Annotated in this window: 26 protein-coding genes and 1 tRNA gene; 15 read left to right on the top strand and 12 right to left on the bottom strand. The window is 62.4% G+C overall.

Translation table 11 applies throughout. From position 1 onward, the window contains the following. Positions 1–69 precede the first annotated feature (69 nt). The 5 genes from C1A35_RS30605 to C1A35_RS30585 are packed head-to-tail and all read right to left on the bottom strand — an operon-like array spanning position 70 to position 4,072. On the bottom strand, positions 70–1,221 hold the full coding sequence (locus tag C1A35_RS30605; RefSeq protein WP_104668000.1) for a class I SAM-dependent methyltransferase: 1,152 nt from the start codon (positions 1,219–1,221) through the stop codon (positions 70–72). Further along, positions 1,218–2,075: a phytanoyl-CoA dioxygenase family protein gene (locus tag C1A35_RS30600; RefSeq protein WP_104667999.1), complete on the bottom strand. Its 858-nt coding sequence runs from the start codon at positions 2,073–2,075 to the stop codon at positions 1,218–1,220. Before C1A35_RS30600 ends, C1A35_RS30605 begins: the two co-directional genes overlap by 4 nt. Next, positions 2,072–2,797: a WbqC family protein gene (locus C1A35_RS30595; protein ID WP_104667998.1), complete on the bottom strand. Its 726-nt coding sequence runs from the start codon at positions 2,795–2,797 to the stop codon at positions 2,072–2,074. The genes C1A35_RS30600 and C1A35_RS30595 overlap by 4 nt, the downstream gene beginning before the upstream one ends. Before the next feature lies 1 nt (position 2,798). After that, positions 2,799–3,335 (bottom strand): GNAT family N-acetyltransferase, encoded by a 537-nt coding sequence (locus tag C1A35_RS30590; protein ID WP_234823066.1) that lies wholly within the window; start codon positions 3,333–3,335, stop codon positions 2,799–2,801. Continuing rightward, the gene (locus C1A35_RS30585) at positions 3,320–4,072 is read right to left on the bottom strand and encodes a cephalosporin hydroxylase family protein (protein ID WP_104667997.1); all 753 of its coding nucleotides are present in this window, start codon (positions 4,070–4,072) and stop codon (positions 3,320–3,322) included. The genes C1A35_RS30590 and C1A35_RS30585 overlap by 16 nt, the downstream gene beginning before the upstream one ends. A 190-nt stretch (positions 4,073–4,262) precedes the next feature. On the opposite strand from C1A35_RS30585, the gene C1A35_RS30580 reads away from it, so the two are divergent. From C1A35_RS30580 to C1A35_RS30550, 7 genes are all read left to right on the top strand, one after another. Continuing rightward, a complete protein-coding gene (locus C1A35_RS30580) occupies positions 4,263–4,796 on the top strand; it encodes a dTDP-4-dehydrorhamnose 3,5-epimerase family protein (RefSeq protein ID WP_104668074.1) in 534 nt (177 codons plus the stop codon). A gap of 99 nt (positions 4,797–4,895) precedes the next feature. Further along, positions 4,896–5,366, top strand: a complete 471-nt coding sequence (locus tag C1A35_RS30575) for an aminoacyl-tRNA deacylase (RefSeq protein WP_104668073.1) — start codon at positions 4,896–4,898, stop codon at positions 5,364–5,366. Between the two features lie 198 nt (positions 5,367–5,564). Then, positions 5,565–5,909 (top strand): hypothetical protein, encoded by a 345-nt coding sequence (locus C1A35_RS30570; protein WP_234823065.1) that lies wholly within the window; start codon positions 5,565–5,567, stop codon positions 5,907–5,909. 296 nt (positions 5,910–6,205) lie between these two features. Next, a complete protein-coding gene (locus C1A35_RS30565; protein WP_104667996.1) occupies positions 6,206–6,895 on the top strand; it encodes a L,D-transpeptidase in 690 nt (229 codons plus the stop codon). A 14-nt stretch (positions 6,896–6,909) separates the two neighbouring features. Then, on the top strand, positions 6,910–7,446 hold the full coding sequence (locus tag C1A35_RS30560; RefSeq protein ID WP_104667995.1) for an OmpA family protein: 537 nt from the start codon (positions 6,910–6,912) through the stop codon (positions 7,444–7,446). A 199-nt stretch (positions 7,447–7,645) separates the two neighbouring features. Beyond that, on the top strand, positions 7,646–8,200 hold the full coding sequence (locus tag C1A35_RS30555; RefSeq protein WP_272939278.1) for a DUF4365 domain-containing protein: 555 nt from the start codon (positions 7,646–7,648) through the stop codon (positions 8,198–8,200). A 4-nt stretch (positions 8,201–8,204) separates the two neighbouring features. Next, a complete protein-coding gene (locus C1A35_RS30550; protein WP_104667994.1) occupies positions 8,205–9,320 on the top strand; it encodes a hypothetical protein in 1,116 nt (371 codons plus the stop codon). A gap of 322 nt (positions 9,321–9,642) precedes the next feature. Here C1A35_RS30550 and C1A35_RS30540 read toward each other — a convergent pair. The 4 genes from C1A35_RS30540 to xylF form a co-directional block, all read right to left on the bottom strand. Beyond that, positions 9,643–9,719, bottom strand: a tRNA-Arg gene (locus tag C1A35_RS30540). A 199-nt stretch (positions 9,720–9,918) separates the two neighbouring features. Further along, positions 9,919–10,704: an ATP-binding cassette domain-containing protein gene (locus C1A35_RS30535; protein WP_034793927.1), complete on the bottom strand. Its 786-nt coding sequence runs from the start codon at positions 10,702–10,704 to the stop codon at positions 9,919–9,921. 12 nt (positions 10,705–10,716) lie between these two features. After that, positions 10,717–12,042, bottom strand: a complete 1,326-nt coding sequence (locus tag C1A35_RS30530) for a sugar ABC transporter permease (RefSeq protein ID WP_104667993.1) — start codon at positions 12,040–12,042, stop codon at positions 10,717–10,719. A 225-nt stretch (positions 12,043–12,267) separates the two neighbouring features. Beyond that, positions 12,268–13,305 carry a D-xylose ABC transporter substrate-binding protein gene (gene xylF, locus C1A35_RS30525; protein ID WP_077960105.1) on the bottom strand — a complete coding sequence of 346 codons (1,038 nt, stop codon included), beginning with the start codon at positions 13,303–13,305 and terminating at the stop codon, positions 12,268–12,270. Between the two features lie 347 nt (positions 13,306–13,652). Between xylF and C1A35_RS30520 the strand changes: the two genes are divergently transcribed. Further along, complete coding sequence (locus C1A35_RS30520) at positions 13,653–14,867, top strand: ROK family transcriptional regulator (RefSeq protein WP_104667992.1); 1,215 nt, start codon at positions 13,653–13,655, stop codon at positions 14,865–14,867. A 128-nt stretch (positions 14,868–14,995) separates the two neighbouring features. Beyond that, on the top strand, positions 14,996–17,356 hold the full coding sequence (locus tag C1A35_RS30515) for a bifunctional diguanylate cyclase/phosphodiesterase (protein ID WP_104667991.1): 2,361 nt from the start codon (positions 14,996–14,998) through the stop codon (positions 17,354–17,356). Positions 17,357–17,447: 91 nt separating this feature from the next. On the opposite strand, the gene iolG is transcribed toward C1A35_RS30515, so the two are convergent. Then, a complete protein-coding gene (gene iolG, locus C1A35_RS30510) occupies positions 17,448–18,440 on the bottom strand; it encodes an inositol 2-dehydrogenase (protein ID WP_104667990.1) in 993 nt (330 codons plus the stop codon). Positions 18,441–18,780: 340 nt separating this feature from the next. Here iolG and C1A35_RS30505 point away from each other — a divergent pair, with 340 nt between their 5' ends. Further along, positions 18,781–19,029: a hypothetical protein gene (locus C1A35_RS30505; RefSeq protein ID WP_104667989.1), complete on the top strand. Its 249-nt coding sequence runs from the start codon at positions 18,781–18,783 to the stop codon at positions 19,027–19,029. A gap of 3 nt (positions 19,030–19,032) precedes the next feature. Here the strand turns inward: C1A35_RS30505 and C1A35_RS30500 are convergent, their stop codons facing one another. Both C1A35_RS30500 and C1A35_RS30495 read right to left on the bottom strand, forming a co-directional pair. Further along, positions 19,033–19,485, bottom strand: coding sequence for a hypothetical protein (locus tag C1A35_RS30500; RefSeq protein WP_104667988.1), 453 nt, complete (start codon positions 19,483–19,485; stop codon positions 19,033–19,035). 120 nt (positions 19,486–19,605) lie between these two features. Then, positions 19,606–20,598, bottom strand: coding sequence for a LysR family transcriptional regulator (locus C1A35_RS30495; protein ID WP_104667987.1), 993 nt, complete (start codon positions 20,596–20,598; stop codon positions 19,606–19,608). A 265-nt stretch (positions 20,599–20,863) separates the two neighbouring features. Between C1A35_RS30495 and chvE the strand changes: the two genes are divergently transcribed. From chvE to C1A35_RS30470, 5 genes are all read left to right on the top strand, one after another. Then, positions 20,864–21,931, top strand: coding sequence for a multiple monosaccharide ABC transporter substrate-binding protein (gene chvE, locus C1A35_RS30490; RefSeq protein WP_034793892.1), 1,068 nt, complete (start codon positions 20,864–20,866; stop codon positions 21,929–21,931). A 97-nt stretch (positions 21,932–22,028) separates the two neighbouring features. Continuing rightward, positions 22,029–23,564, top strand: coding sequence for a multiple monosaccharide ABC transporter ATP-binding protein (gene mmsA, locus C1A35_RS30485; protein WP_104667986.1), 1,536 nt, complete (start codon positions 22,029–22,031; stop codon positions 23,562–23,564). Then, positions 23,564–24,772, top strand: a complete 1,209-nt coding sequence (gene mmsB / locus C1A35_RS30480) for a multiple monosaccharide ABC transporter permease (protein ID WP_104667985.1) — start codon at positions 23,564–23,566, stop codon at positions 24,770–24,772. Before mmsA ends, mmsB begins: the two co-directional genes overlap by 1 nt. Positions 24,773–24,942: 170 nt before the next feature. Continuing rightward, the gene (gene araD1, locus C1A35_RS30475) at positions 24,943–25,938 is read left to right on the top strand and encodes an AraD1 family protein (RefSeq protein ID WP_104667984.1); all 996 of its coding nucleotides are present in this window, start codon (positions 24,943–24,945) and stop codon (positions 25,936–25,938) included. 54 nt (positions 25,939–25,992) lie between these two features. Next, positions 25,993–26,555, top strand: a 563-nt coding sequence (locus C1A35_RS30470; protein WP_158665206.1) for an aldehyde dehydrogenase family protein, incomplete at its 3' end; no start/stop codon positions are given.

Raw genomic sequence — 26,555 nt, 5'->3', positions numbered from 1 at the left:
TGAAATCTGAATGCCGGGCGGAATGTCGGACGTGTCCTTCCCGCTCCGGCTCCTGCGATCTCTTGCCCGTCAGAGCCAGACGTGGTCGAGCCCCGCCCGCTGCAGCCAAGGCTGTGCGGCGATGGCTGCGCGCGCCTTCAACGGATTGAGGCCGACGAACAGCGCTTCGGCTTCCGCGGGCAGGTCTTCAGGCGGAAGAACGGGAATGCCGAAATGCATGGCGCCCTTCATGTTTTCGTTGCGGTCGAGGAAGGCCACGACGTCGACGGCTTCGCCGATCCGGCCATAGATCCAGCTTCCATAAAAACCGGCGCCATAGATGGCGACCTTGCGCCTGGCGTAGCGCTCGGCGCCACCCTTGAGGGTCTCCGATGCCTGATCCCAGAAGGCGCAGATCTCGTGGGCCTTTTTGGCCGCATCTGTGGCCGCAGCCGCTGGCGCCGTCGTCTCGACCGCCTCTTCGACGCGGCGTGCGACGACGAAGAAGGCGCCCGGAAACGAGGTGTTGTCGACGGCTTGCACCTCGAAGCCCGCGCTTGCCAGGGCATGGGAAATCGACGCCTGGCTGAAATGATTGAGATGGTCGGCGACCGCCATGTCGCCCGGGTTGCCGGCAACGTCGGGTACGGAGAACAGGAAGGTGCCGCCCGGCCGCAGCAGGTCGCGCACGTCACGCATGAAGCCGACGGGATCGGCCACATGTTCGATGACGAAATGGCTCATGACCACGTCGAACGTCCGCTTCCAGTTCTCCGGCACCGAATAGGTGGCCTGTGCCGCCTCCGGTACCCAGCCCTGCCATGCGGCGGCATAGTCGGAGCTGACGTCGAAGACGTGAGGCCGCAGATCGCTGCGGGCGACGGTCATCTTGCGCAACGTGTCGGCCTTGGCGGCGCCATAGTCGAGGATCGAGGCGTTCTTGGGCAGCTCCAGCAGCCGCAGCGATAACGCGGCCTGATGGTCGGTGCGGTAGGTGATCGTGCCATCCGCGGCAACAGCGAAGATCTGGTCGTGATCTTCGCTGTTCAGGGAGATCCGGTAGCCCGTATCGTAGAAGGCCTGAATGTCGGGAATGTCGTCGCTCTGCGCGTGGCCACAATCTGCGCAAACGAAAACCCGTGTCGGCGCGTCGAGCAGCGTCATGATCGATGTCAGTGCCGGCGCCGGCACCTCGTAGGTCGGACTGGCTATGTACGTGCCGCAAACCCGGCAGGCAGTCATGCCGGTTCTCCTTGTGGGGCGACGAGTTCAGGAAGCACTTCTGCGAACTTCACCCCGGCTGCGAACGAGCCCTTCCAGCCGATGCGGATGCCCACGGGTTCGGCGAAGTTGAAATAGCGGAATTGGATGCTCCACCGCGGGGTCTGCGAGATGTTGTGGCCAGACTGGTGCAAGGTCAGAAAGTCCATGAGGATCAGATCCCCGGGCTTGCTCAAGGGGGCGACATGCTTGTAGCGGGCAAGGCGTTCCTCGCCCCTGTGAAGATGCAGCGCATAGGCACCGGTCTTGCCGGCGCCGGCGTCGTCCTCATAGACCGGAACGAGGCCTTCGGCCTGTGATCCCTCGGCGATCTGGACCGGGCCCATGTCCTCGGTGACTGGCAGGAGCGGAGTCCAGAAGACGATCCCGTCGACGCTGCGCAGCTGCGAGGGGAATTCCTGGTGCCACTGCGCGCGGAACTTTTCTTCGCCGGGATTGTCGATGCGCATGCCGTAGCCGCCGGCGGCGATACCGGGGATGCTGCCGGGCCGAAGCGCCTTGAAGGCTTCGTCGTTTGCTGCCGAGCTCACAAGTCGCATGAACGACGGGATCTGCTTCACTGCGTCATAGACTTCGCCACCCCAGGAGCGGTTGACGGCGATCAGCTTGCGATAGGCGATCGTCATCGCGTCGTGTGCGGTTCCGGTCGGCGCGTCGACGCCGTACTTCTTGCAAAGGAGCTCAAGGATTTGGCGAATGCCTTCCTGGATCGGCGCGATCTCCGACTGGACGTCGTAGAAGCCCGGGACGACATGATAGCCCTTGGTTTCGAATTCCTGGCGCGCGCTCTCGGAAATGATGGTGCCGTTCTTCATGATACGCCTGCTTCCTCCTTCAGGAATTCCCGCCACGAAATGGTCTTCGGTAACAAATACTTGCGCGCATCCGGACCGGTACGCGCAATCAGATCCAGGACCGAAACATAGGGTGTGAAGGTTTCGCGGGGCTGGGGCCACGTCGTGCAGCTGTAGCTCATATATTCGACATGGACGCCGGCTGCTTCGAATGCGTCGTGATCAAGGTAGCTGGCCGCGCCGTGCCCGGTCAGGTAGCGCGTGCCTCCGGCCGAAAGCACGAGGTTGAGCACCCGCTGCCACGAGGTTCCTTCGATGGCCATTTCGCTGGACCGCTGGACCGTGCGCTCGAAGCCGATGCTGAGGTAGCGGGCGGGCACGTCGATGCTGGCGATCAAAAGATCGCAGATCGTTTCCTGGGCATAGACTTCGTCGAAGATCGCCAGCGCATCGTCGATGTGGGGAGCGCCGCTCAAGGACTGGCGCAGGAGCGAGCGATGGCTGGTTCGCCAGTCGCGGCCGGTCGCCGACAGGTCCCGGATCTTCTGGAAGCTCCCCTTGCCGGCAAGGGGGATCGTCATCCAGCTTCGATCCTCGCCGTTCAGGAGCTGAATGCGGTTGGTGAAGCTGCCTTTCGAGAACTGCGCGTCGTCGAGATAGATGTAGCTATCGGCGAGCATCAGTTGCTCGAAGAAGCCCGGCCAGGGAAAAAGCATCGGCTGGGAAATGACGACGGCTGTCATGTCAGGCGTTTTTCAGTTTCCGCTCGAGGAGCAGCACGTCGTGCGTGTCGCCGAGGCTATCGGTGAAATGCGCTTCCAATGTGCCGACGACGCGGTAACCGACCGAGAGGTTGAGGCGCAAGGCGGCGAAATTGTCGACCCGGACCTCGGAGAGCAGCTTGATGAGGCCAAGCTCTTCGCGCGCAACCCGTACGAGCTCCCTGAGCGTCGCCTGGCCGAGACCCCTTCCGCGCGCCTTGCCGGCGAGCGAGATGCCGCCGTAGCCCGTCCTGTTCTTGCGATGCACCTGGCTGACCTGAGTGTAGCCGATGGCCTCGCCGGCTGCCGTATCGACGATCATGCGGAACATGCCGCCCGGATCTTCGCGCCGGCGAGCGACCCAGGCGTGCAGCGATGCATCGTCGAGCGCGTCCGGCACGGTCAAGAGCAGCGATTGCAGCGGCAAGTCGCGGCGCAGTTCAAACAGAAGCGGCAGATCCTCGTCGCGAACCTCGCGAAAGGTGACGCGGGCCTGGTCGGAGCCTATTTCTTGGCGCAACGCAGATAACCTCCCGGTGAGCTGGACAGAACGAGCTTGCCGTTCAGCACCTGGTCGACCTCGAAGCGGTCCGTTTCCTTGAGATAGGCATTCAGGGCAGCGAAGGGCTCATCACCCGGATGCCAGACCTTCGAGCGCTTCGTTGGTGTTTGCGATGCGTTGCCCCAACCCAGCAGCGTATCGGCCACAACCATGTATTGCCCCTCGGTCACCAGGGGCCCATAGGTGCGCAGTTCGTCGAGCACATGGTCGCGGCTGTGGTCGCTGTCGAGCACCACCATGACCGAGGCGCCTTCAGGGATCTCGGCCTTGACCTTCGCCAGCGTTTCCGCCGCCGTCGAGGGGCCTTCGATCAGCGTGATGCGCGAGGACATCGGGTGCTTTTCGATGGAATCGCGGTTGTGAGCGCGGATGTCGATGTCGACGCCGATGACCTTGCCCTTGCCGATCAATTGCAGCATCGCGGCCATGAAGATCACAGAACCGCCGCGTGCAACGCCGGTCTCGATGATGATGTCGGGCTTGGTGTTCCAGATTACTTCCTGGGTCGCCATCACGTCGGCCGGCATCTGGATGATCGGCACGCCCATGAAGGACCAGAGATAGGAGTAGTCATACCTGTCGAGCGTCACCAGGGTGTCGAGCGACTGCTGGAAGGCGGCCTCGTCCTTGCCGAGCGCAAGGGCCATCTCCGTCTTGTGGGCTTCGAATGCGAGACGATCGTCTGCTACTGTCATTGCTGCCTGACACCCTTTATTGAATGCAATCTGCGGCTGCGCCGTCGACCGCCAGTCGCGACCCACGGCAGTTTGCCCGATTCGTAGCGCTTTCCTGTGAACGCTTTCATGTCGGCAATTGCAAATACGGTCAAGGCCGGTTTCTTAAGGGCGAAAAGACGGGTAGAGCTTGGTTCGGATGGAAGGGCTCATGTCGCGATTCGAACGAATTTCTACACCCATAGCGGGTCTCATGGTTGTCGAGCGGCAACGCAGGGGCGACGATCGTGGCTTCTTCTCGCGGTTCTTCTGCCGCGACGCCCTGGCCGATTTCGGCGGCGGCGGCACGATCGCGCAGATCAACCACACGCTCACTCAAGCCGCAGGCACGATCCGCGGGCTGCACTTCCAGCACGCGCCGCACGACGAGGCGAAATTCGTTTCGTGCCTTTCCGGTGCAGTCTTCGACGTGGCCGTCGATCTGAGGCCCGGTTCCCCGACCTATCTGCACTGGCATGGCGAGGTTCTCAGTGCCGAAAACGGGCGCTCGATGATGATCCCCGGTGGTTTCGCACATGGCTTTCAGACGCTCGACGACGACTGCGAACTGATTTATCTGCACGACAAGCCCTATGCCCCCGGGGCGGAAGGCGGGCTCAACCCTCTCGACCCGAGGCTGGCGATCGCCTGGCCGTTGCCGGTCGCGCAGATGTCGGCGCGCGATCAGGCCTTGCCGGTTCTCTGACTACCGCGCAGTCCCGCCTGGGCCTCCGGCGTTGACTTCATGACGGATGGGAGGACAATGATCGCTCCGCGCCACCACGAGAGAGAAGGGGTGTCGACGATGACGATCGCCAGAAAACTTCAGGATTACATCGATGGCACGGGTGTCGCCTATGACACCGTCGACCATCACCGCACCGCGACCACCAGCCAGACGGCGAGGGCCGCGCATGTGCCCGGCAGCCGGCTTGCAAAGTCCGTGGTTGTCCACCATGAGATGGGCTATGTCCTTGCCGTCGTTCCCAGCACCCACCGGGTCGAACTCTCGACGCTGCAGGACGTGATGGACCGCCGCCTCGGGCTCGCTTCGGAAGAAGAGGTCTGCAATCTTTTTGCCGACTGCGATATCGGCGCCGTGCCGCCGGTCGGCCCGGCCTATGATCTTCCGGTACTGCTCGACGAAAGCCTCGGCGACGTGAGTGACGTCTATTTCGAGGGCGGCGACCACAGGACGCTGGTCCACATGAGCGGAGCGAACTTTCGCAACCTGATGCGGGGCGCGCAGATCGCCCGCTTCAGCCACCCGGCGTGATCTCAGTTGTTCAGGTCCTCAGGGCTGCCGGCTTCTTCGGCGGTTCCGACCTTGGCGCTTGCCCGGCGATATTTCGGGCTCCAACCAGCGGTCGAGACGGGCCACGGCCGGAATGCGCCGGGGAGATCTTGTCAAAGTCCCAACTTGGTTGCACCATCACTGGGATAGGCACCTTTTGATGGGGGGGCGATGACGCAGATGACGTCCAGAACTTTGACCAACAGGACCTTGACCAACTCGCTAGCGGTACTGTCGGTTGCAGCCGCGGCCCAGACCTTCGGCTTAGCGGCATTTGCGCAGGCCAACATTTTCGACCAGTTTCCGGTTGTTGTCGCATGCGAATACAAGGGCACGCAACACGCCTTCTATCTTTCCAAGGTGACGGCCGACGGTACCGCGACCTATGTGGCTTCGGACAATTTTGCCGGCACGATCACGCTGATGGGTGCGGCCAAGGTGGTCGGCGCCGAAGAGGGTGGGAGCTGCCTTGGAAAGACGATCGAGGAACTCAGGGCGTCGGGGCAGGCGCGCGATATCAAGTAGTCTGGTCGGCGCGCGCGGGCGGCGCGGCGGCCTGGTCCGTCGTTTGCAACGAGAATAGCAAGCTATTGTTGGTACACTGTAAAATGCCGAACATGACCCGAACGGCGTTCTCGCTGTAATTCGTGTTCGCTGGCACAGCCCCTAAGGCAAAGCGGCGTCGAAACCTGAAGTCTACGGAAAAAGGCTACTTTTCTGAGGTTCAGCGAAAGAACCGCTGCTTTAGAATTTTCTGTTGTGACAATCAAAAAATCTGATTTACTGCCACCTCGCTGCTTGGCTTTCGGGGGATATTGCCGATGGAGTTGACCCGCAGGGAAATTATGCTTGGTGGTCTGGCGCTTCTTGGCGCCGGCGCGGTTCAGAGCCCGGTCTTCGCCAAGGCGACATCCTATTTTGGCGGTCCTGCCACCGATAACGGCGTGACCTATCGCAGCACCAATTTCGCCAATATCGACCCGAAATGGCGGCGCCAGGTCGTCAAATACTTCAGCAGCGAGCCGATCGGCACCGTCGTCGTCGATACCAGGCACCACTTTCTCTACCTGATCATGGAAAACAAGACCGCCATCCGCTACGGCGTCGGTGTCGGCAAGGAAGGCTTCAAGTGGTACGGCCGCGCCACGATCGACCGCAAGTCGTTGTGGCCGCGCTGGACGCCGCCGCCGGAGATGCGCGAGCGGCACCCCGAGCTGCCTGAATTTGTCGAGGGCGGCTCGCCGAAGAACCCGCTCGGGCCACGCGCGATGTACCTGCTGCGTGACGGCGTCGATACCGGCTACCGCTTCCATGGCACGCTGGAGCCGGGCAGCATCGGCAAGGACGCTTCGAGCGGCTGCATCCGCATGTTCAACGAAGATGCGATCGATCTTTACCAGCGCTGCCCGATCGGCACCGCCGTGCAGGTCCTGCCGCACATCGCCGACAAGGCCCCCGAAGTCAGTCAAGCAACCCCGGTCGCCACGCCCGTCGCCACTCCCGTCGAATGAGGAATATCACCCCGATGCCCGCCATGACCGGATTGACGAAGCTGCTGTCTACGGCTGCCATTCTCTTGACGCTTGCCGCCTGCAACACCACCGAGATTGCCGCGGTCGAAGAGCCCGCTGCCGTGCCGATGACCGGAAAGACCGACGACCCGGCGCCCGGATTCGAGACCGTGTCGACCGGCAGCGAGGAAGACTTCATCCTCAATGTCGGCCGCCGGACCTATTTCAATCAGGATTCGGCCGCGCTCGATCCCGTCGCCAAGGCGACGCTCGACAAGCAGGCGATCTGGCTCAACAGCAATCCGCGCTGGCTGGTCAAGCTGCAGGGCTTCTCCGACGACAGCGGTTCGGCTTCCAAGATGGCGACGCTGTCGCAGCAGCGCGCCGATGCGGCGATGGCCTATCTTGCTTCCAAGGGGGTGGATCCCAACCGCATGTGGGCCAAGGGCTACGGCAACGACCGCGAAGTGCGCGACTGCACCGAGCGCTCCTGCAAGGTGCAGAACCGCCGCGTGGTCTCGAACCTCAGGACGGAACGCGACGCGATTTGAGGGCGCGTTACCGCGCATCTTCAGAGACCGAAAGCGGACTTCAGCATTTGTGTCTCTGGCAAGGACGACGACATGCACCGCTGATGCTGCATTAGTCCGGCGGCGCAAGAATTTCTCGCCTTTAGGTTATCGTGTCGACGAAATTTCAACCAATTCGGCTGACTATCTCGCTGATAAATCGCGGGACGACGGAGACATCTTGCTAACAAAGAACCATGCGCAGGAAGGCCTAAGTCGTGCATACATTCAGGCGTTATCCTCGGCCGCCCGTATATGGTCAAGCATGAAGGACGAGTTTGACTATGGATTCGACGGTCAGTTTGATCTGATCGCGAGGGTGGAAGTCGACCCCGCTTCGGGCAAGCAGAACCTTGTAAAGGCGGGATACACGGTCGACTTCCAGCTCAAATGCTCGAAGGATTGGAAGATCGTCGGCGACGACGTCCTCTGGAGGATGAATTCCAAGGCCTACAACAAGCTTGCAGGCCGTGGTCGCGGCGCCGTCCCCGCAATTCTCATCCTGATGTGCCTCCCCGAGAACGAGGACGGCTGGATGGATTTCTCTGAGGATGCACTGGTCCTCCGGAAGTGCTGCTACTATACGACCGTTACCGGGCCTATGCGGGAGAACGAGAACAGTAAGCACCAAGTGCGCTTCCCGCGCAGCAACCTGCTCAACGTGGCAAGCCTGACATCGATCCTAAACAAGAACCGGGAGCGGATGGATGCCGCCTTCTCGACGTTCGGGGAGTAGCGCCGTGGACGTCACGAAGCAAGCGATCATTCGCTACCTGGTGCGGCAGGGATGGGCGCAGCAGAATAGCAGGGATGGCAGCCTGATCCGGCTGGTGCTCTCCGATGACGATGCTCGGCCTTCGGTGAATATCTTTTTTTCGGTGGCGAGTGCCGGGGCAGATGCCGATGGGGCGGAGGTGGCGGCTGCAGCCGAAACGATTCAGCAGATCTACGGCCTGTCGGAGTCTGCCCTTCGCGCAAATCTGGTTTCGCTGACATTCGACAAGATACTCGCCACGGTCCCAGACGACTTTCTGAGGTATGAGTCGATCGAGCTTCGGGCCGCCCGCTCCTACCTGAATGGAATGAAAGGCATCATTGCCGCTTCGGCGACTACGGTTTTGACGGGAGAGCGTTCGTTCCGCCGTACAGTTAAGGAGGCGAAAGACTACGCCGATGGGTGCCGGTTCGCTCATACGTTCAAAGGGAGCTTCGGTCTCGCGATCGAATCCCCTGTCGGGTTAAACAATCAGACCGTCATGCCCTTCGTGGAGCCGGAGCTTCCCTTGGGCCGAAAGATCGTCCGTAGAATTGCCGTTGGCCTCCAGTCCTTGAGGGAGTCTTATTCTCAGAACGATCTTGATCCGATCCTTGCGACGTCCGAGGGGCTCAACGCGAATATGTGCAACGAGCTGGTAGGAATTATCGAAGGTACTGGCATTCCTCGCATCGACCTATCGTTCGTACTGTCTCCTGAGTGGGAGCCGGGCGTGCCGGCGCCTCAATCTTTCAAGATTGAAAGTCGGTACCGCGACATCCTGAAGGAAGCTGCAGCTCGCCTAACAAAAACCGACGAGAATGCCGACGTCTCGATCTTCGGCCGCATCGTGAACCTGCATAATGTCGGCGATCCGTCCGATTTGATGGGCGATGACGCCGACCGTATCATTCAGGTGAACTGGGACAGTCCCGAGCACGGGGTGATAAAGGTTTCGGTCAGTCTCGGTCCTGCGAGCTATCTGGCCGCCGTGGAAGTTCACAAGCAGGGAAGGCCGATATCGATCCAGGGCAAGCTGCAACGTAAGGGTCGCTCGTGGGTGCTTTTGGACGCGAAGGACATACGAACGACATCCGCCTGACACTTCGTGCGACGGTCCTGCCGCTTGCATCAATTTAGAATCGAAGCGACCAGAGGGAGTCGAGATGGGCGAGTTTCAGCAGAAGAATGACGACTACCAGAAACGTCTAGACGAAATCTGGAGGAAGGCGATGCAAATCGAGAGGGCCTTGTGCGAAGAATAGACCACCGCAGCGAAACCAGCTCCATGGATTACGATCTGGGATACTTCGGTGACGAGACATGCAGGCTTGAACCTTTACCGAACCCATTAGGCCCGAAAGTGTACCCATGTCTCCAAAATAAACCGTAACCTATGTATCCAGTATGGATCCGGCAGAAGATGGCGCACCCGACAGGATTCGAACCTGTGACCTTTGGAATCGGAATCCAACACTCTATCCAGCTGAGCTACGGGTGCATCCGTTGGCGGCAGGGCCGCCGAAGCAGGCTGTGAGCGGTTCATAGCTTAGCTTTGTCGCCGCATCAATGGTGAAATGGCGGAGTTCGCAGGGGAATTTGCGGTTGCTGCCAAAAAGCAGCACAAGGAGCGGCCTCTGCTCTTCGCGCAGGAAAGCGCCAGGCGGCGGCGCGTTGAAGCTCCGCCGCCTATTGTCGGTTCACGCCACCTGCATGGCGCCGGGGCCGGGGATCGCCTTTGGCGGTACCTTGCCCATGATGATCATGCCGAGCACCTCGTCCTTGGTGACGTCCTCGGTGCGGGCCTGACCGACGACCTGGCCGTTCTTCATCACCGAGACGCGGTCGGCGAGGTCGAAGACGTCGTGGATGTCGTGGCTGATCAGGAAGATGCCGATGCCTTCGCGCTTCAGCTGCTTGATGAGGTCGCCGACCTGGGCGGTCTCCTGCGGCCCGAGGGCTGCCGTCGGCTCGTCCATGATCAGGATGCGGGCATCGAACAGGATCGCGCGCGCGATCGCCACCGACTGCCGCTGGCCGCCCGAAAGCGCCTTCACCGGCTCCTTGAAGCGCTGGAAGTTGGGGTTGAGACGCCCCATGACCTCGCGCGCCTTGGCCTCCATCGCCACGTCGTCGAGCGTGCCCCAGGGGGTCCGGAGTTCGCGGCCGAGATAGAGGTTGGCGGCGGCGTCGACGTTGTCGGCGACGGCGAGCGTCTGGTAGATCGTCTCGATGCCGTATTTCTTGGCGTCGCGCGGGTTGTTGATGTCGGCGGCCTCGCCGTTGATCAGGATCTCGCCGGCATCGCGCTTGTAGGCGCCCGAGAGGATCTTGATCAGCGTCGACTTGCCGGCGCCGTTGTGGCCGAGCAGCGCCACGACCTCGCCGGGGTAGAGGTCGACGGAGGCGTTGTCCACGGCGTGGATGCCGCCGAAGGAGATGGAAATGTTCTTCATTTCCACAAGGGGAGTGCGTTGGTCTTTCATGGATCGTACTCCTTACTTGGCGCGGGCGCGGTAGATGGTGTCGAGCCAGACGGCGACGACGAGAACCACGCCGACGACGATGCGCTGGAACGGACTGTCGATCCCCAAGAGCACCATGCCCGACTGTAGTGATTGCATGACGAGCGCGCCGATCATCGCGCCGGCAATCGTGCCGACGCCGCCTGCAAGCGAGGTGCCGCCGATGACGGCCGCAGCGATCGTGTAGAGTTCGTCGAGTTCGCCCTGCGCATTGGTTGCCGCATTGAGGCGGGCGGTCGAGATCGCCGCGGCGATGGCGCAGAGAATGCCCATCAGCGTGAAGATCTTGACGGTGACCCAGCGCGTCTTGATGCCGGCGAGTTCTGCTGCTTCGGGGTTGCCGCCGAGAGCAAAGACGTAGCGGCCGAAGCGCAGACGCGTGGCGATGAAGGTCATGACGATGCCGACGGCGATGGCGACCAGCACCGGAATGGCGATGCCGTGCGAGATCTGCAGTCCGCCGTCCGGCCAGGCGATGCCGTTGGCGTCGGCGTATTTGCGGGCGATGTTGGTCGGCCAGTAGTAGCTGTTGGCAACGGCGATTGCGCCGAGAACCAGGACGCAGCCGAGGATCGCCAGGAAATACTCCGCCCAGATCGGGCGCAGCGGGAAGCGGAAGCGCTTGCGCTGCTTGCGCGAATTGAGGATGGCGGCGACGATGGCGATGCAGGCGAGGATGCCCACGATCCAGCTTGCCGTTGCGCCGATCGAGCCTTCGGTGCCGCCGCCCATCAGGCGGAAGGTGGCGTTCATCGGCGCGACCGTCTGGCCGCTCGTGACGAACCAGGTGGCGCCACGCCAGACGAGCAGGCCCCCGAGCGTGACGATGAAGGCAGGCACGTTGAGGAAGGCGATGATCGAGCCCTGCAGTGCGCCGATGGCGGCGCCCACGGCAATGCCGCTCAGAAGAGTGATGATCCAGATCGCCGGGTGTTCGAGGCCGAGATATTGCGGCAGGAATTTCGCCTGCATGACGCCCATGACCATGCCGCAGAAGCCGAGCACGGAGCCGACGGAAAGGTCGATGTTGCGGGTGACGATGATCAGTACCATGCCGGTCGCCATCACGGCGACGGAAGAGGTCTGGACCGTCAGGTTCCAAAGGTTGCGCGGCGTCAGGAACAGGCCGCCGGTCATGATCTGAAAGCCAACCCAGATGATGACGAGCGCGCCGACCATGCCGAGCAGCCGCGTGTCGATTTCGGTGGCGCGGAAGAAGCGCTTTATCGGGTTCTCGTCCGCTGTACGGGCGCGGTTTGTCTGTGCGCCCTGGGTGTTGCCTTGTGTGATGTCGGCCATGGACGTGCCTTCCCCCCACTTATGTTGTTGATGTCATCGCGTCCGTGGCACCAAGAGCCAAGATCGACGCGACAAGTCCGGAGCGACGGCAGAAAGCGAGCGGTTTTCTGATCTGCGCCGGTCGCGGTGGCGGCATTGTCCGCCGCGTCCGCACCTTGCGCAAGCGCCGCAACGGGTTGCGTTGCGGCGCTCTTTTCAGTCAGCGCTCAGTTCTGCTGGTGCGGCTTACTTGCAGGCCGCCACGTCGCCCTTGACGCCCTGGCAGGCTTCCGCCTTGGAGATCCAGCCCGCGTCGATGACGACGTTCAGGTTGTCCTTGGTGATCGGCAGCGGTGCGAGGAAGACCGACTGCATGGCCACGCCCTTCGGTCCGCCGTTGAAGGTGGTGACGCCGGCGACTTCTTCCATCTTCTTGCCACCGGCAAGTTCGACGGCGACTTCGGCTGCGCGCTTGCCGAGCTCTCGTGAGTCCTTCCAGACCGAAACGGTCTGCGTGCCGAGGGCCACGCGGTTCAGGGCCGCCTTGTCGGCGTCCTGACCGGAGACCGGAACCGATCCGGCGAGGCCCTGTGCGTCGAGCGCCGCGACCGCACCGCCGGCGGTGCCGTCGTTGGAGGCGACGACCGCATCGACCTTGTTGTCGTTGGCGGTCAGGAACTGCTCCATGTTCTTCTGGGCATTCTCCGGCTTCCAGCCGTCGGTATAGGCTTCGCCGACATTCTTGATCTTGCCGGCGTCGACGGCTTCCTTCAGCACTTCCATCTGTCCGGAGAAGAGGAAGTCGGCGTTCGGGTCGGCGGACGAGCCCTTGATGAAGACGTAGTTACCTTCCGGCTTCAGCTTGAACACTTCGCGGGCCTGCATGCGGCCGACTTCCTTGTTGTCGAAGGTGATGTAGAAGGCGGCCGGGTTTTCGATCAGGCGGTCGTAGCCGACGACCGGAATGCCTTCGGCAGTGGCCTTCTCGATCGCCGGGCCGATGGCGTCGCTGTCCTGGGCAAGCACGATCAGCGCGTTGGCGCCCTGGGCAATCAGCGATTCGATGTCGGTCAGCTGCTTGGCGGGCGACGACTGGGCGTCAGCGGAGATGTACTTGTCGCCGGACGCTTCGAGGGCTGCCTTCATGGCGGCTTCGTCGGTTTTCCAGCGCTCTTCCTGGAAGTTGGACCAGGACACGCCGACCACCAGGTCCTTCGCCTGGGCAACCGAATGCAGGGAAACGATGACGGCAACGCCTGCCATCAGCTTCAAAACGGATTTCATTTCATCCTCCCGAGTGAGGGCCGGCCGAGCGTGCGAACCTCCCGCACAATCCTCTGCCAGCCTTGGAACGCTGTCGTAGATCGCGCCGCTCCATTGTGCGGAATTATTTTCTCGACAGTCGAGAAAATGAATGTCATGGATTTCTGAGGCTGTCAACACGGCCTGAAACGCGGTGATTGCGGCATCAACAAAGGGTTTGAAGAACCGTCGCGGCCGTCGTTTCTCGCCAGTCGAGAAAATCGATGCACAAGGCTGTCGACAAGACGCCCGGCGCCTTGTCTTGCCGTTCAACAGATGCTTTGGGAGGGGCATGTGTCCGAAGGATCCGCCACTGACAGGGACGTCTCATGCTGACCAAGTCCAGCACTGAGCTCGTGCGTCAGCAAAACAGCGCGCTCGTCCTTGCAGCGCTTAGGCGCTCCGGCAATCTCTCCCATACGGAAATCTCAAGCGAGACCGGCCTTGCCTCCGCGACCGTTTCGGCGATCACGGCGGAACTGGAAAAGGCAGGCGTGCTCACCAAGGCTGAGCAGCAGGTTCAGGGCGGGCGAGGGCGGCCGCGCGTGCTGTTCACCCCCCGCCGCGATCACGGCCATCTGATCGTCGTGCGGATCTCGTCCGACATCGTGCAATATTCCCTGGTCGATTACGGCGGCACGCTTCTCGATCGCTTCGACGAGGTACGGAACCACGACGAGCGGGGCACAGCCCCATTTGCCCGCTCCTTCGTCGATGCGCTCGAACGGCTGTTGCAGCGGTCGCGACTGGAGCGGGATCGGGTGCTCGCCGTTTCGATCAGCAGCAAGGGGCTGGTCGACGGCACCTCCGCGCGGCTCTTGTGGTCGCCGGTGTTCGGTCGGGAGGAACTGGATTTCGCCGCGCTGCTTGCGCCGCAATGGCGCGCGAAAGTCATGCTCAGCAACGAAACATTGCTTGTCGCGCAGGCGCTCGCGGCGCAGGCCGAGCGCAGGCCGGAGAGCGGGTTCAGGGCGCTTGCGGCGATCTCGCTCGGCCACAGCATCGGGCTCGGGGTTGCGCGCAAGAGCCAGAGCGGCGAGTTGGACGTCGGCGCCCCAAACTTCGGCCACATGCTGCACACGCCTTCGGCGGGCCTTTGCCGTTGCGGCGCCTATGGCTGTATCGAGGCGGCGGCGGGCTTCTATGGGATCTTGCGCGCCGCTTTCGAGGTACCGGCGGATACGATCCCCGCCAAGTTCGTTCCGGTGACGGAACTCGACAAGATCGCCGCAAGCGCGCGGCAGGGCCATCGCATGGCCGGCTACGCCTTTCGCCAGGCAGGCATCGCGCTCGGTAACGGCATCTCGCGCATGCTGAGCCTTTATGAGCGCATGCCTGTGCACGTCACGGGTCCGGGCATCCGCTATTTTGATCTCATGCTGCCCGGGATCGAGGAAGGGCTGGCCCAATCCATGCAGGTTCGACTTCAGGGGCCGCCGGAAATTGCCGTCGTGGCCGACGAGCAGCGGCTCGTCTTCGAAGGACATCTGGAGCGCGTGCTTGGTGCTATCGACGGCGAGATCGCCAGCGCGGGTATTGCTTGATGCGCGAATGACGTGCGGTTTTTGGCGCAACCATTTTTGGGGTTGTGCCGAAGGCGAACAACTCCGGCAATGCAATTTACAGTTATTTAGCGACTCCTTGTCAATGTGGCCTGACGCGGGAGACGATGATGTTTTCAGTGATGGCATGCATACGCGACGATCATGACTGGCGCCTTATTCTGGTCGCCGCGGTCGTCTGCCTGGCAGGCAGCCTCGCCACGATGCTGCTCCTGTTGCGGGCGCAGCGAAGTGACGGCAGCCAGCGCGGTCTGTGGATCGCGGCCAGCGGTTTTGCCTGCGGTATCGGCGTCTGGTCCACCCATTTCATCGCCATGCTGGCCTATGACGGCGGCGTTCCGGTCGCCTATGGCGCGTGGGGCACGGTCCTCTCCGTGGTCGTTGCGATCGCTGCCTCATGGGTCGCCTTCGCGATCGGTCTCGGCGGGCGCTCGCATCTTTCCATGACCTGCGGCGGCCTGCTGCTCGGCGCCGGCATCGCGGCGATGCACTTCACCGGCATGCGGGCGGTCGAGATGCGGGGACATATTTCCTACGATCCCGCAAGCACGGTCTCCGCCGTGTTCGCCGGGACGATGCTTGCGGGCGCGGCGCTCTACGCGTTTCAGCGCTTGCGCGGCGTACGGCGCCTGGTCGCCTCGTCGTCGCTGCTGGTCGTTGGCATCTGTGCGCTGCATTTCACGTCGATGAGCGGCATCACGCTGGTTCCAGAGGCCGATGTCGCCGTTGCCGACACCATCCACCCCGCCTGGCTCGCAGGCGGCGTCATCGCCGCGTCGACAACGTTGATCGTGCTCGCCTTCGGCGCGCTCTTCCTCGACCGGCATCTGACGGATCTGCGCGGCCTCGCCAACGCTTCGCTCGAAGGCATGGCGATCGTCTTCGACGGCGTGATCGTGGAGGCCAACGAGCGCTTCGCCGGCCTGACGGGCCGCAGGCTTTCGGAGCTTTCCGGGCGGCGCCCGGCGGAAATCTTCGTCTTCGGCGAAGAGGGGCTGGACGCACACAGGCACGGCGACGGCCCTGGCGAAATCGACCTCCTGAACCTGGAGGGGCGGACCATTCCGGTGGAGTTCATGTGCCGGACGATCGAGTATCGCGGCCGCGAATGCGAGGTGATCTTCGTGCGGGACCTTCGAGCCCGCAAGGAAGCCGAGCGCACGATCGAGCATCTTGCCCATCATGATGCGCTGACGGGCCTGCCGAACCGCGCCTTCTTCGACCGCCGGCTCGCCCAGACGCTGGCGGCGGCGGCTGCCAGAAACGAGGAACTGGCGATCCTCTGCCTCGACCTCGATCGCTTCAAGGCGGTCAACGATATCTTCGGCCATGGCGAGGGTGACCGCATCCTGATGAAGGTCGCCGACATCCTGCGCACGGCCGTCGGGGAACAGGATACGATTGCCCGGCTCGGCGGCGACGAGTTTGCGATCATCCAGGCGGGCGGCAGGCAGCCGGAGGCGGCGCGTCATCTGACCGACCGGATCCAGGCCCTGTTTGCGGCGGAGATGGACACCAATCGCGATCCGACAGCCGTCGGCGTCAGCATCGGGGCTGCGATCTTCCCGGCCGACGGGCAGACGGCGGATCAGTTGCGCAACAACGCCGACACGGCGCTCTACCGCGCCAAGCAGAGCGGCAAGGGTGTCGCCTGCTTCTTCGACCGGGAAATGGACGAGGCGGTGCGCAGCCGCCGGCAGATCGAAAACGACCTGCGCCACGCGGTGCTTCGTCGCCAGTTTTTCCTCGAATACCAGCCGCTGGTCGAAATGCAGAGCGACAGGGTCATCGGCTACGAGGCGCTTCTGCGCTGGAACCATCCGCAGCGCGGGCTGATCGGCCCTGATGTCTTCATTCCGATCGCCGAGGAAAGCGGTTCGATCATCCAGATCGGCGAATGGGTGCTGGAGCAGGCCTGCACGGAGGCTGCGAAGTGGAACGAGCCGCTGCCGATCTCCGTCAACATCTCGCCGGTCCAGTTTCTTTTGCCCAACCTTTTCGATCAGGTCGCAAGCATCTTGCGCCGGACCGGCCTTGATCCCTGGCGGCTCGAGTTGGAGATCACCGAGGCGGCACTGATGCACAATCGCGAGGACGTGCTGGCGGTTCTGGTGCGCCTACGGGTCCTCGGTGTGCGGATCGTCATGGACGATTTCGGCACCGGCCATTCGTCGCTCAGCAACCTCCAGACCTTCCCCTTCGACAAGCTGAAGATCGATTGCAGCTTCACCGCGGCGCTGGAAAACGACCCTTCGGCGCAGGCGATCGTCCGGGCGATCATCGCGCTCGGTCACAGCCTCCGGCTTGCGGTCGTGACCGAGGGTGTCGAAACCGAACGGCAACGACAAATCCTCGCGGAGGAGGGCTGCCTGCAGATACAGGGCTTTCTCTCGGGCCGGCCGGGTGCCGCACCCAGCACCGGCCAGGAGGCCACGCACTGGGAAAAGATGCCGGCGCGCGCCGACGGCTGACGCGGTCGCGGCACCGGTCGAGCAAGGTGATAGGAAAAGGCCGGGCGTGGGACGCCCGGCCTTTTCATTTCGTGGTTCGCAGATCGTGGCGTCAGGCGACGCTGATCTGGCGCTTTTCGACGACCGACTTCACGGCGGCGTCGGCAAGCGCCAGCGCGGCGAGACCGTCCTTGCCGGAGGGGGTGATCTCAGCACCCTTTTCGATCGCGGCGATGAAGCTCTCGATCTCGTTGGCATAGGCTTCGGTGTAACGGGTCATGAAGAAGTCGTGCAGCGGCGGACGGGTGTAGCCATCGCCATTGGCGATCTCGATCGAAACCGGGCGCTGGTTTTCGGCCGAGGCGACGCCCTTCGAGCCGTGCACTTCGATGCGCTGGTCGTAGCCGTAGGTGGCGCGGCGTGAGTTGGAGATGATTGCCTGCTTGCCGGAGGCGGTCTGCAGGATCACCGAGACGCTGTCGTAGTCGCCGGCCTCGCCGATCGCCTTGTCGACGAGAACGGCGGCGGTTGCCGTCACCGAAACCGGCTCTTCACCGAGCAGGAAGCGGGCCATGTCGAAGTCGTGGATCGTCATGTCGCGGAAGATGCCGCCCGAACGCTTGATGTAGTCGACCGGCGGGGCGCCGGGGTCGCGCGAGGTGATCGTCACCATTTCCACATCGCCGATCTTGCCGGCGTCGATCGCCTTCTTGACGGCCATGAAATGCGGATCGAAGCGGCGGTTGAAGCCGACCATCAGCTTGGCCTTGGTTTCGCTCACCACCTTGAGGCAGGCCTTGACGCGCTCGGCGTCGAGATCGACGGGCTTTTCGCAGAAGATTGCCTTGCCGGCGCGAGCGAACCGCTCGATCAGGTCGGCGTGGGTGTCCGTCGGGGTGCAGATGACGACGGCGTCGATGTCCTTGGCGGTTTCGATCGCTTCGATGGTGCGCACCTCGCAGCCGTACTGCTTGGCGATGGCATCGGCTGCGGCGGGGAAGGCATCGGCGACGGCAACGAGCACGGCGTCCGCATTGCCGCTGACGGCTTTCGCGTGAACCTTGCCGATGCGGCCGGCGCCCAGAAGACCAAATCTGACTGTCATCTCTGTTTCTCTCGAATTCCGGTTCGCGACCGGGAAGGGGCGTGATGATCGGCGCTCATCGCGCAAAGGCGCCGCGGAATGCTGTTTCCGCGAATGGGTCGAAGATTTGCCACGAACGATCGCGCGTTGGAACGCTGCGCTCAGCACCTCTCCCTTGATACCTCCGCTTCCACTCGATCTGCCTCTTTCATTTGGAACGAAGTAGCCGATGGTGGATATTTCGGAATTTTTATTCCATTTTCGGCGTGCCCGTCAAGGGGCGTCCGTCACCTGCGGTCTTGCCGTTTCCGACGAACTTCTCGTAAATGGAACGCACACGACGAGGCCACCAGAGGACAGAATGCGCAAGTTCATCGACCCGGACCACCCCTTTTACCGTCCGCTTTGGATCCGTTTGCTGATCGTACTCTTCTGCGCCGTCTGGACGGCGGTCGAGTTCCTGGGCGAACAGCCGATGTGGGGCATGATTTTCCTCGCGGTTACGGCCTATGCCTCGGCAGCGCTGCTGGTTTTCTACAAGCCGAGCGAGAAGGGCGAGGAGAAGACCGGGGGTGAGGACCAGGGCAAAGGCGATGGCTCTGCCGGCTGAACATCACGGCGTCGGGTTGATGGCGCGCATCTGCTGCGCGGCCTCGTCGATCAGCATGTTGGCGAGCTTCATGCGCATGGTCGCATTGGCCCGGAAGGCGGCGGGTAGCCGGTCCGGGTGGTTCAGGGCAGCGAATGCCCGCCGCTTCGTCGCAAGTGTCATCTGCGTTTCGCCGTCGGCAAGCGCCAGTTCCTCGGCGACCTCCGAGAGGCTCGTGCGGTTGAGATAATCCGGCATGACCGGCGGCGGAGGCGGCTCCACGAAGGCTGCATCGAGATAGGCGCGCTCGACCGTGCCGAAGGCAGCCGCGCCGACGCTTTCGGCGGCAAGGGCATTGTCTAAGGCCGGGGCATAAGGCGCGGCGACGCGCATAGGCTCGGCCGCTGCCGGGTCTTCGGTCTCCTCTTCCGATTTCAGTCGCTCGAGCACCGACTGAAAGACTGACATTCCAAACATGATGCCTCCACAGGGGGCGCACCATGGCAGGTGGAGATTATCCCGGGCTGATCAGTATGATCATGCCGGGCTGATCGAAATGATCATGCCGGGTTGATCGTGTCGATCGTACCGGGCTTATCACGCGCGCCCCTGCTTCAGGATCAGGTCGTAGAGCAGCTTGGCGCTCGGCGGCAGCGCGCGGCCCTCGGCGGTGATCAGCCCATAGGGCTTGATGCGGATCGGGATTTCGGTCTTGAGGATGCGGATTTCGCCGGCCGGCGTGCCGTTGCCGGCGATCAGGTTGGCGACGTCGAGCGCCACGGGCGCGATCGCATTGGTGTTGCGCACGATCGACAGCGTCAGGATGATCGAGGAGGTGTTGATCACGGTCGCCGGCAACCTCACGCCGGCCGCCACGAAACTGTCTTCGACTGCGCGCCTCAGAAGCGTGCCGGGCGGCTGGAACACCCAGTCGTAGGAGGGCAGGTCTTCAGCACCCACCAGGGGTTTGTCGAGTAGCGGGTGGCCGTCGCGCACGATCAGACAGACCTCTTCGTAGCCGATCTCCACCATGTTGAAGAGCCGCGGTGGCTGGTCGTCGGGGATGCGTCCGATGATGAAGTCGTGGCGGGCAGCGAGCAATTCCCTTGCCAGAACGTTGCTGTTTTCGATCTGCACGTTGATTTCGATGCCGGGATAGGCGGTCATCACCTGTCGGATGGCTGGCACGGCGAGATTGAGCGCCGGGCCGGTGACCGAGCCGAGCGAGACCGAGCCGCCGCTGCCGGTCTTCAGCTCGTTGATCTCGCGGGATGCTTCGCGAAGCTCCAGGAAGATGGTGCGAGCCCGTCGCGCCAACGCCTCGCCGTAGGGCGTCAGTTCGACGCCGCGGGCGATGCGCTCGCAGACCGGCGCCTTCAGCATCGTCTCGATCTCCGACAGCATGCGCGAAGCAGCCGGCTGCGAGATGCCGAGCGCTTCGGCGGCGGCGCTGATGCGGCGGTGATCGTCGATGGCGAGAATCAGGCGCAGATGGCTGATCTTCAGGCCGGAGCGGAAGAGGGCTGAATCGAAAAGCTCTCCGGCCGTACCGGTGGTGCTTGGCTTCTGGTCGCGCACTTTCCACCCCATTTGGTTTTCAAGGATTTTCAAAAATCACACTGTTTGCACGTGCTATATCATTTTTGGTATGCGTTCAAAGCTATATTGTATTTGACAGTTATATGTTTTGATTCCAGTTTTTGCTTATGTGCCAGCGCATGTAGGAGCATGCGAGGCGGGGAGGCCTCTCCTTCACCTTGATCCGCGGCCGGAGACGAGATCCCGGCCCGCGGATTGCTGCGCATAGACGGAAAGGCTCTCGCCTGCCGGCTTCAACTTTTTTGGGAGAGAACTGATGAAATTGATGACTTCGCTTCTCGCAGCCGCCGCGATTTCGATCGCGTCCTTCGCTGCACCGGCATTTGCGCAGGACAAGGGCACGGTTGGCATTTCCATGCCGACGAAGACGTCGACCCGCTGGATTTCCGACGGCGAGACCATGGAGAAGCTGTTCAAGGAAGCCGGCTACACGCCGGACCTGCAGTTTGCCGACGACGACATCCCGAACCAGCTCGCCCAGATCGAGAACATGGTGACCAAGGGCGCCAAGGTTCTCGTCATCGGCGCCATCGACGGCACCACGCTCTCCGACATCCTGCAGAAGGCGCATGACGCCGGCGTCAAGGTCATCGCCTATGACCGCCTGATCCGCGACTCGGGCAATGTCGACTACTACGCCACCTTCGACAACTTCCAGGTCGGCGTGCAGCAGGCAACCTCGCTGGTGCAGGGCCTGAAGCTCGACGGCGCAACCGAGCCGAAGAACATCGAACTGTTCGGTGGTTCGCCTGATGATAACAACGCCTTCTTCTTCTATGACGGCGCGATGTCGGTCCTGCAGCCACTGATCGACAGCAAGAAGATCGTCGTCAAGTCCGGCCAGAAGGGCATGGACCAGGTCGGCACGCTGCGTTGGGACGGTGCCGTTGCCCAGGCCCGCATGGAAAACCTTTTGTCGTCGAATTACACCGATGCCAAGGTCGATGGTGTTCTGTCGCCCTATGACGGCCTGTCGATCGGCATCATTTCGGCGCTGAAGGGCGTCGGCTATGGCTCGGGCGACATGGCAATGCCTGCCGTCACCGGCCAGGACGCTGAGCTGCCGTCGGTCAAGTCGATCCTTGCCGGCGAACAGTATTCGTCGATCTTCAAGGACACGCGCGAACTCGCCAAGGTGACCGTCGGCATGGTCAACGCGATCATGGAAGGCAAGGAGCCGGAAGTGAACGACACCAAGACCTATGACAACGGCGTCAAGGTGGTTCCGTCCTACCTGCTGAAGCCGGTTGCGGTCGACAAGTCCAACATCAAGGACGTGCTTGTCAGCTCGGGCTACTACACCGAAGACCAGATCAACAACTGATCTTTTTGAGCGTGGGGGCCCGTGCATGCGCGCGGGCCCTTTTATCCAGATGACGGAGCCGGTACTCTCTCAAAGACTGCCGCTGGAATGACTGAACATGGACAATATCATTCTTGAAATGCGGGGCATCACCAAGACGTTTCCGGGCGTCAAGGCGCTGGACAATGTCAGCTTCAAGGTCCGCGAAGGCGAGATCCACGCACTCGTCGGCGAAAACGGCGCCGGCAAGTCGACGCTGATGAAGGTGCTGAGCGGCGTCTATCCCGCCGGTACCTATGACGGCGAGATCCACTATGACGGCGAAGCCCGCCGCTTCTCGACGATTTCCGACAGCGAAGACCTCGGTATCATCATCATCCACCAGGAACTGGCGCTGGTGCCGCTGCTGTCGATTGCCGAGAACATCTTCCTCGGCAACGAGATCGCCAGCAACGGCGTGATCCACTGGCCGCAGACCTTTGCCCGTACGCAGGAACTGCTGAAGAAGGTGGGCCTCAGCGAGAGCCCGGCAACGCTGATCACCGACATCGGTGTCGGCAAGCAGCAGTTGGTCGAGATCGCCAAGGCGCTTTCGAAGAAGGTGCGGCTGCTGATCCTCGACGAGCCGACCGCCTCGCTCAACGAAACCGATTCCGATGCGCTCTTGAAGCTGCTGATGGAGTTTCGCACCCAGGGCATGACCTCGATCATCATCTCGCACAAGCTGAACGAGATCCGGAAGGTCGCCGACCAGATCACCATCCTGCGCGACGGCGGCACGGTCGAGACGCTCGACTGTCACAGCGAAGACATCGGCGAAGACCGGATCATCAAGGGCATGGTCGGCCGTGCCATGGAAGACCGTTATCCGCCGCGCGAACCTGATATCGGCGAGACGCTGCTCGAAGTGAAGAACTGGAACGTCTTCCACCAGCAGCATCGCGACCGGCAGTTCCTGCACGATGTCAATTTCACCGTGCGCGCCGGCGAGGTGGTCGGCATTGCCGGGCTCATGGGGGCAGGGCGCACCGAAACGGCGATGAGCCTTTTCGGCAAGTCCTGGGGCCACAAGATCACCGGCGACGTGACGATGCGCGGCAAGCCCGTCGACGTCAGCACCATTCCGCGCGCGATCGATGCGGGGCTCGCCTATGTCACCGAGGACCGCAAGCAGCTCGGGCTTGTGCTGATCAACAACATCAAGGAGAACACGACGCTCTCCAACCTGAAGGCGGTGGCCGCGAACGGCGTCATCGACGATCGCAAGGAAGCGAAGGTCGCCTCCGACTATCGCTCGAAGCTGCGCATCCGTTCGCACTCGATCTATCAGGAAACGGTCAACCTTTCGGGCGGCAACCAGCAGAAGGTCGTGCTGTCCAAATGGCTGTTCACCAATCCGGAAGTTCTCATTCTCGACGAGCCGACACGCGGTATCGATATCGGCGCGAAGTATGAGATCTACTCCATCATCAACCAGCTTGCCGCCGAGGGTAAGGGCATCCTGATGATTTCATCGGAAATGCCGGAGCTGCTTGGAACCTGCGATCGCATCTACGTCATGAACGAGGGCCGCATCGTCGCGGAGCTTTCGAAGGCGGAAGCGAGCCAGGAATCCATCATGCGTGCCATCATGCGTTCAGGGGAGAAACACTAATGGTCGCCGATACGAGCACCCAAAACAACAAGCCCTCGATCGGGGACTATCTCAAGAACAACATCCGCGAATACGGCCTGCTCGTCGCGCTCGTGGTGATCATGCTGTTCTTCCAGTTCGTCACCAACGGCGTCCTGTTCAAGCCGGTCAACATCACCAACCTGGTGCTGCAGAACTCCTTCATCGTCATCATGGCGCTCGGCATGCTGCTGATCATCGTCGCCGGGCATATCGACCTGTCGGTCGGCTCGATCGTCGCCTTCATCGGGGCGATCTCGGCGATCATGCTGGTGAAATGGGGTCTGCCCGCCATCATCGTCATTCCCGCCTGTCTGATCGTCGGCGGCATCATGGGGGCGGCCCAGGGTTATTGGGTCGCCTACCAGAAGATCCCGTCCTTCATCGTCACGCTTGCCGGCATGCTCGTCTTCCGCGGGCTCACCTATGTGGTGCTCGGCGGCCGCCCGATCGGTCCGTTCCCGAAGGAATTCCAGCTGCTCTCGACGGGCTTCGTTCCGGATTTCCTCTATTTCCTCAATCCGGCGCCCGAGACCATCCAGAACATGGTGGCGCTCGTGGCCGTCATCGCGCTCGTCGGCTACGCGATCTATGCGGGCATTCGTGACCGCAAGATCAACGAGCAGCACGGCACGGAGAACGAGCCGTTCGTGTTCTTCGCGGTGCAGATGGCCGTCATCGCTGCCGTGGCGCTGTTCATCGGCTTCCAGCTTGCGACCTATCGCGGCCTGCCGAACGTGCTGATCGCCATGGCGGTGCTGATTGCGCTCTACACCTTCATCACGACGCGCTCGACGATCGGCCGCCGCATCTATGCCATGGGCGGCAACGTCAAGGCGACCAAGCTTTCGGGCATCAACACCGAGCGGCTGACCTTCTACACCTTCGTCAACATGGGCGTGCTTGCGGCCCTGGCCGGCATGATCATCACCGCACGCCTCAATTCGGCAACGCCGAAAGCCGGCGTCGGCTTCGAGCTCGACGTCATTGCGGCCTGCTTCATCGGCGGCGCCTCGGCGTCGGGCGGCGTCGGCAAGATCATCGGAGCCGTCATCGGGGCCTTCATCATGGGCGTGATGAACAACGGCATGTCGATCATGGGCATCGGCATCGACTACCAGCAGCTGATCAAGGGCCTCGTGCTGCTCGCTGCCGTGTTCTTCGATGTCTACAACAAGAACAAGGGTTGAGCGGAAAGCCATAAGACCCGACGCGAACCAGTAACATTCACCGGCAGCCACGGCTGCCAGGATCGGCGGATTGGCCCGCCGGAATTGGGTGGCGAAAGCCACCCACGGGGACGCTTTTGCCTTGAGAAGGCGAAGACTTAGACCCGAACGACGCAAGGAAGGACAGGATCGTGCTGATTTCGCAGATCAGGAACGAAGACGGATCGATCACCGTGGCGGTGCGCCAGCCGGGCGAGACCGCACATGCGGTCAACGGCGCGGCAAGCGTCTACGCACTGGCTCTGGAGGCGGCCAATGCCGGGCGCAGCCTGAAGGAGACGATCGACGCCAAGGGCCTTGGCGCCGCCGTCGACCTCGACAAGGCCTATGCGGAAGGGCGTCTCCTGCCGCCGATCACCCATCCGGATCCGGCACATCTGCATCTGACCGGCACGGGCCTTACGCATCTCGGCTCGGCCGCGACCCGCGACGCCATGCACAAGAAGACCAGCGAGGCCGCCGAAGAAACGCTCACGGACTCGATGAAGATGTTCCGCATGGGGCTCGAGGGCGGCAAGCCGAAGGCCGGTCAGACCGGAGTGCAGCCGGAATGGTTCTACAAGGGCAACGGCACCAGCGCCGTTGCCCCAGGTGCCGCGCTCGTCTCGCCTTCCTTTGCCGAGGATGGTGGCGAGGAACCGGAAATGGCCGGGATCTACGTGATCTGCGAGAAGGGGGTGCCGTTCCGGATCGGCTTTGCCGTTGCCAACGAGTTCTCCGATCACAAGACCGAGCGGGTCAACTATCTCTGGCTCGCACACTCGAAGCTGCGCCAGGCGAGCTTCGGCCCGGAGATCCGCATCGGGGTTGCGCCCGAGGATATCCGCGGCATGTCGCGCATCCTGCGCGGCGGCAAGGTGCTGTGGGAAAAGCCGTTCCTGTCGGGCGAAGCCAACATGTCGCACAGCTTCGCCAATCTCGAGCATCATCATTTCAAGTACGGCCTGTTCCGCCAGCCGGGTGACGTGCACGTCCACATGTTCGGCACAGCGACGCTGTCCTTCGGCGATGGCATCCGCACCGAGGAGGGCGACGTGTTCGAGATCGAGGCCAATGGTTTCGGGCTGCCGCTGCGCAATGCCCTTGCGATCGCCGCCGACGAGCCGGTCGTCATAAAGCAGCTCTGACCGCCGTGTCGGCGCGAGCCGGATTTGCGCGAGAATGAAGGAGGCCTCAAGGCCATGACATTGCACCAGAACCTGATTGCCGGCGAATGGGTCGGCGGTGACGGGGTTGCCAACATCAACCCGTCCGACACCCATGACGTTGTCGGCGAATATGCCCGCGCGTCTGCCGACGATGCGCGTTTGGCGATCGCCGCGGCCAAGGCAGCGTTTCCGGCCTGGTCGCGCTCCGGTATCCTCGAGCGTCACGCGATCTTGAGAAAGACCGCCGACGAGATCCTTGCCCGCAAGGAAGAGCTCGGAAGGCTGTTGTCGCGCGAGGAAGGCAAGACGCTCGCCGAGGGCATCGGCGAGACCGTGCGCGCCGGCCAGATCTTCGACTTCTTCGCCGGCGAGTGCCTGCGATTGGCGGGCGAAGTGCTGCCATCGGCGCGGCCCAACATCGGCGTCGAGATCACCCGCGAGCCGGTCGGCGTCGTCGGCATCATCACGCCGTGGAACTTCCCGATCGCCATTCCCGCCTGGAAGATCGCCCCGGCGCTCTGCTACGGCAACACCGTCGTCTTCAAGCCGGCCGAACTGGTGCCCGGCAGTTCCTGGGCCATCGTCGACATTCTTAA

This window comes from Ensifer adhaerens (genome assembly GCF_002940685.1).
GTDB classification, from domain to species: Bacteria; Pseudomonadota; Alphaproteobacteria; order Rhizobiales; family Rhizobiaceae; genus Ensifer; species Ensifer adhaerens_E.
This window is presented reverse-complemented; position numbering and strand designations above follow the sequence as displayed.

Bases quoted from the DNA above. Each gene is read 5' to 3' on its own strand.
- C1A35_RS30605 (WP_104668000.1), bottom strand. From the start codon at position 1,221: ATGACTGCCTGCCGGGTTTGCGGCACGTACATAGCCAGTCCGACCTAC.
- C1A35_RS30600 (WP_104667999.1), bottom strand. From the start codon at position 2,075: ATGAAGAACGGCACCATCATTTCCGAGAGCGCGCGCCAGGAATTCGAA.
- C1A35_RS30595 (WP_104667998.1), bottom strand. From the start codon at position 2,797: ATGACAGCCGTCGTCATTTCCCAGCCGATGCTTTTTCCCTGGCCGGGC.
- C1A35_RS30585 (WP_104667997.1), bottom strand. From the start codon at position 4,072: ATGACAGTAGCAGACGATCGTCTCGCATTCGAAGCCCACAAGACGGAG.
- C1A35_RS30580 (WP_104668074.1), top strand. From the start codon at position 4,263: ATGTCGCGATTCGAACGAATTTCTACACCCATAGCGGGTCTCATGGTT.
- C1A35_RS30575 (WP_104668073.1), top strand. From the start codon at position 4,896: ATGACGATCGCCAGAAAACTTCAGGATTACATCGATGGCACGGGTGTC.
- C1A35_RS30570 (WP_234823065.1), top strand. From the start codon at position 5,565: ATGACGTCCAGAACTTTGACCAACAGGACCTTGACCAACTCGCTAGCG.
- C1A35_RS30565 (WP_104667996.1), top strand. From the start codon at position 6,206: ATGGAGTTGACCCGCAGGGAAATTATGCTTGGTGGTCTGGCGCTTCTT.
- C1A35_RS30560 (WP_104667995.1), top strand. From the start codon at position 6,910: ATGCCCGCCATGACCGGATTGACGAAGCTGCTGTCTACGGCTGCCATT.
- C1A35_RS30535 (WP_034793927.1), bottom strand. From the start codon at position 10,704: ATGAAAGACCAACGCACTCCCCTTGTGGAAATGAAGAACATTTCCATC.
- C1A35_RS30530 (WP_104667993.1), bottom strand. From the start codon at position 12,042: ATGGCCGACATCACACAAGGCAACACCCAGGGCGCACAGACAAACCGC.
- xylF (WP_077960105.1), bottom strand. From the start codon at position 13,305: ATGAAATCCGTTTTGAAGCTGATGGCAGGCGTTGCCGTCATCGTTTCC.
- C1A35_RS30520 (WP_104667992.1), top strand. From the start codon at position 13,653: ATGCTGACCAAGTCCAGCACTGAGCTCGTGCGTCAGCAAAACAGCGCG.
- C1A35_RS30515 (WP_104667991.1), top strand. From the start codon at position 14,996: ATGTTTTCAGTGATGGCATGCATACGCGACGATCATGACTGGCGCCTT.
- iolG (WP_104667990.1), bottom strand. From the start codon at position 18,440: ATGACAGTCAGATTTGGTCTTCTGGGCGCCGGCCGCATCGGCAAGGTT.
- C1A35_RS30505 (WP_104667989.1), top strand. From the start codon at position 18,781: ATGCGCAAGTTCATCGACCCGGACCACCCCTTTTACCGTCCGCTTTGG.
- C1A35_RS30500 (WP_104667988.1), bottom strand. From the start codon at position 19,485: ATGTTTGGAATGTCAGTCTTTCAGTCGGTGCTCGAGCGACTGAAATCG.
- C1A35_RS30495 (WP_104667987.1), bottom strand. From the start codon at position 20,598: ATGGGGTGGAAAGTGCGCGACCAGAAGCCAAGCACCACCGGTACGGCC.
- chvE (WP_034793892.1), top strand. From the start codon at position 20,864: ATGAAATTGATGACTTCGCTTCTCGCAGCCGCCGCGATTTCGATCGCG.
- mmsA (WP_104667986.1), top strand. From the start codon at position 22,029: ATGGACAATATCATTCTTGAAATGCGGGGCATCACCAAGACGTTTCCG.
- mmsB (WP_104667985.1), top strand. From the start codon at position 23,564: ATGGTCGCCGATACGAGCACCCAAAACAACAAGCCCTCGATCGGGGAC.